Genomic DNA, 4,079 nt, shown 5'->3' with positions numbered 1-4,079 from the left:
GCTGCTGCCAGGACGAGTCCCGTCCTGGCAGCAGCTGCATGGTCACCAGCCGCCGTGCGGCGTCACGCCGTGCGGACCCAGGCCGTCGTCGCGCCCGGCAGCAGGCCGTCGGCCAGGGGCTCGCTCGTGAGCAGCACCTCGCCGTCCGGCAGCGCCGTCGGCTCCGTGCCGAAGTTGGTCACGACGTGCCAGCCGCCCGGCCGCGCGAAGTGCACGACGTCGTCCGACGCGTCCAGCCACTCCAGCGTCTCGTCGGTCTGCAGCTCGTCGCGCAGCGCGAGCGCCGCCCGGTAGAGCTCCAGCGTCGAGCCGACGACGCCGTCCTGCGCCTCGACCGACAGGTCGCCGTAGCCCGCGGGCTGCGGCAGGTGCGCGCTCCCCGTGCCGAAGCCGAACGACGAACCCTCGCGCGTCCACGGCAGCGGCACGCGGCAGCCGTCCCGGCCCGGGTCGACGCCCGGGTTGCGGAAGAACGCCGGGTCCTGGTGCTGGTCGGCCGGGATGTCGGCGACCTCGGGCAGGCCGAGCTCCTCGCCCTGGTACAGGTAGGCGCTGCCCGGCAGGCCCAGCATGAGCAGCGTGGCCGCGCGGGCACGGCGCAGGCCCAGCTCGACGTCGGCGACGGGCTCCGTGCCGCCGGACAGCAGCCAGGCCTGGCCCTGCTTGCCCGGCTTGCCGTCGCGCGGCGGCAGGGCGTAGCGGGTGGCGTGGCGGACGACGTCGTGGTTGGAGAAGACCCACGTGGTCGACGACCCCGACGCCGCGGACAGCGCCAGGTTGTCGGTGATGATCTTCCGGTACTGGGCCGCGTCGAAGTCGGCCTCCAGCAGGTCGAAGTTGAACGCCTGGCCCAGGCCGTCGGCGCTCGCGTACCGGGGCCGCCGGGGTGTGTCGACCCAGGCCTCGGCCACGGCGATGCGCGGCGGGGTGTACTCGTCGAACACCTGGCGCCAGCCGGCGTAGATCTCGTGCACCTCGTCGCGGTCCCACAGCGGGTGGGCGCCGGGCTCGGTGATCGCGTCGAGCTCCGCCTGGCTCGGCAGGTTCTCGGCCAGGTCCTTGGTCAGGCCGTGCGCCACGTCGATGCGGAAGCCGTCGACGCCCCGGTCCGACCAGAACCGCAGGGTCTGGTGGAAGTCCTCCCGGACCTCCGGGTTGTCCCAGTTGAAGTCGGGCTGCTCCTTGGCGAACAGGTGCAGGTACCACTGGCCGTCGGGCACGCGGGTCCACGACGGGCCGCCGAAGATGCTCGTCCAGTCGGCGGGCGGCTGCGCGCCGTCCTCGCCCAGGCCGTCGCGGAAGATGTAGCGGGCCCGCTCGGGGCTGCCCGGCGCCGCGGCCAGGGCCTGCTGGAACCAGGCGTGGAGGTCCGAGGAGTGGTTCGGCACGATGTCGACGATGACGCGGATGCCGGCGCCGTGCAGGGCCTCCACCATCTGGTCGAACTCGTCCAGCGTGCCGATCCGCGGGTCGACGTCGCGGTAGTCGGCGACGTCGTAACCGCCGTCGGCCAGCGCCGACGGGTAGAAGGGGCTCAGCCAGACGGCGTCGATCCCGAGGCGCTTCAGGTACGGCACGCGCGAGATGATGCCCCGCAGGTCACCGATGCCGTCGCCGTTCGCGTCGGCGAAGCTGCGCGGGTAGATCTGGTAGACGGTGGCCTGCCGCCACCAGGTGGGGTCGTCGACGAGGAGCTGCTGCTCACTGAGGGTGCTGGTCACGGTGCTGGATCCTCTGCTGTCGTGGTCGAGCGGTCGTAATTTTATGCAAGCGTTAGATTTAATGCCCTGGAGAGAGCCTCCAGCGTCGGGGACGAAAGGTCAAGCGTGAGCCGAGCACCACAGAACGCGTCGTCCTCCGGACTGCTGAGACGCATCAACGCCGTGAGCGTGCTCGACTTCGCCTGGGCCACCGACGTCTTCACCGCGACCGAGGCCATGCACGCGACCGGGCTGACCCGCTCCACCGTGATCAGCCGGTGCGCCGAGCTGATTGAGCTCGGCTGGATGCGCGAGGTCGAGCGCGCCCCGGAGCCCGCGGGGAAGGGCCGGCCCGCCCGGCTCTACCAGCTGCGGGCCGATGCCGGGTACGTGGTAGGGGTCGACGCCGGGCAGCACCGCGTGCTCGCGACCGTCAGCGACCTCCGGGGCGCCGAGGTGGGGCGGCAGGAGCACCCGATCGACCGGGCGCACGACAACGTGCCCGACCGGCTCGCCGTCGCCGACACCACGGTCGACGAGGCGCTCGCCGCGGCCGGCGTCGACCCCGCGCGGGTGCTGGGGATCGCCGTCGGCGTGCCGGCCCTGACGGACGCGCAGGGCGCGACCCCGCCGGGGCCGAACACCTTCTGGGCGCGCATGAACCCGGGCTTCGCCGAGCACTTCCGGAAGCGCGGCTGGCACGCGACGGTCGAGAACGACGCCAACCTCGCCGCGCACGCCGAGCGCGCCCTCGGGGCGGGGCGCGACGTCGGGTCGTTCGCCGCGCTGCTGTCCGGCGAACGGTTCGGCGCCGGCATCGTGGTGGACGGCGCCCTCGTGCGCGGCAGCAACGGCGGGGCCGGCGAGATGCGCGTGCTCGACTACGTGGTCGGCGTGGGCAGCCCGCACGGCCTCGGCCACCTCGCCCGCGCCTGGGGCCGGGAGGCGCGCGAGTCGGGCGTCCTGCCCGCCGGCAGCGCCCTGGGCGCCCTGCCCACGAGCGCGATCGACGCCCCGGCGGTGTTCGCGGCGGCTGCGGCCGGCGACGTGGGCGCCACCGCCGTCGTCGACCGCCTGGCCGACCGCCTCGCGCGGGTGTGCGCCGTCATCGACGGCATGCTCGACGTCGACCGGATCATCGTGGCGGGCGGGGTCGCGCCCGTCGTCGGGGACCTGCTGCGGCGGACCGCCGCCGTGCTGGACGGGATGGTGCACCCGCCGGCCCCGGAGCTCGTCGCGTCGTCGTTCGGGGCGGACGCCGTGATCGTCGGGGCGTCGACGCTCGCGCTGGAGCGTGTGCGGACGGAGGCGCTCGACCTGGCGCTGGGGGTCGAGGGCTAGCGGCGTTGATGCGGGGTCGTTGGTTCAGGGTCGTGGGTTCGGGTGGTGCTAGCGGCCTCGGCCGTCGTGGTGGCCCTTGCCGTGGCCGGCGTCCTTGCCCTTGTCGCTGCCCGAGCCCTTGCTCCTGTCGGAGCCCTTGTCCTTGCCGTGGCCCTTGCTGCTGCCGTTGCCATGGTTCTTGTCGTTGCCGGAGCCGTGGTCGCGGCCGTGCCCGTTGCCGTTGCCCCGGCCGTGATCGTCTCCGCGGCCCTTGTCGTGGCCGTTGCCCTTGTCGTGGCCGTTGCCCTTGCCCGGGCCCTGGTCGTTGTCCTTCTCCGGGCCCTTGCCGTGGTCGTTGGACGGGTTGCCGGGCGGGCCGCCGGGGCCCTTGTCGGGCGGGCCGGGCGCCGGGGGAGTCTCGGGCTTCGGCTCCGGCTTCGGTTCCGGCTTGGGGGCCGGCGGCGTCTCCGGCTTGGCCGGACCGGGGTCCTTCGACTCGGGCTTGTCCTTCGCCGGTGCGGGGGCTTTCCGCGGCGGCGCCGGCGTCTCCGCGGGCGCGGACGGCGTCTCCGTGGTCACCGCCGAGGCGGGCACGGCGGCCGTGACCGGGTCCGGTGCCGCAGTCGGCTCGGCGTCGGTGTGTTCCTCGGCGGGCGCGGCCGGACGCCGCGGCGGGTCGGCGGGCGAGGAGGGTTCCCGCGTCGGGTCCGACTCGACGGGTGCCTCCGGGCCTCCGCCGTCGAACGGCTCGCCGTCGGCCTGGATGGAAGGGCTGTCGGGCTGGACGGCGATCAGGGCCATGGCGCCGGCGCCGATGGCGAGCGCCGCGACCACGGCGGCGGCCACCGCGGCGTGCTTGGTGCCGAACGAGCGGAGCCTGGTCGCGCGGGTGGATCCGGCGGCGCCGGCGATACCCGCACCGGCGGCGGTGCCGGTGAGCAGTCCGCCGGCGATGAGGTGTTGTCCGAGGTCGCGGAGCATCCAGGAGACCTCGCGGACGTCGATGAACGCGCGGGTGCATTCGCCGCAGCCGTCCATGTGGACTTCCAGGCGGCGTTG

The 4,079-nt window shown here is 74.3% G+C and carries 2 protein-coding genes and 1 pseudogene; 1 reads left to right on the top strand and 2 read right to left on the bottom strand.

Annotation, left to right across the window (positions count from 1 at the left end):
• Nucleotides 1-62 precede the first annotated feature (62 nt).
• The gene (locus tag ACFWEJ_RS27700) at nucleotides 63-1,721 is read right to left on the bottom strand and encodes a glycoside hydrolase family 13 protein (protein ID WP_377232383.1); all 1,659 of its coding nucleotides are present in this window, start codon (nucleotides 1,719-1,721) and stop codon (nucleotides 63-65) included.
• 105 nt (nucleotides 1,722-1,826) lie between these two features.
• On the opposite strand from ACFWEJ_RS27700, the gene ACFWEJ_RS27695 reads away from it, so the two are divergent.
• Complete coding sequence (locus ACFWEJ_RS27695; protein ID WP_377232382.1) at nucleotides 1,827-3,041, top strand: ROK family protein; 1,215 nt, start codon at nucleotides 1,827-1,829, stop codon at nucleotides 3,039-3,041.
• 48 nt (nucleotides 3,042-3,089) lie between these two features.
• Here ACFWEJ_RS27695 and ACFWEJ_RS27690 read toward each other — a convergent pair.
• Nucleotides 3,090-4,079: pseudogene (locus ACFWEJ_RS27690) on the bottom strand (hypothetical protein); the annotation flags it as partial.

Source organism: Promicromonospora sp. NPDC060204 (assembly GCF_042728455.1).
GTDB lineage: Bacteria > Actinomycetota > Actinomycetes > Actinomycetales > Cellulomonadaceae > Promicromonospora.
This window is presented reverse-complemented; position numbering and strand designations above follow the sequence as displayed.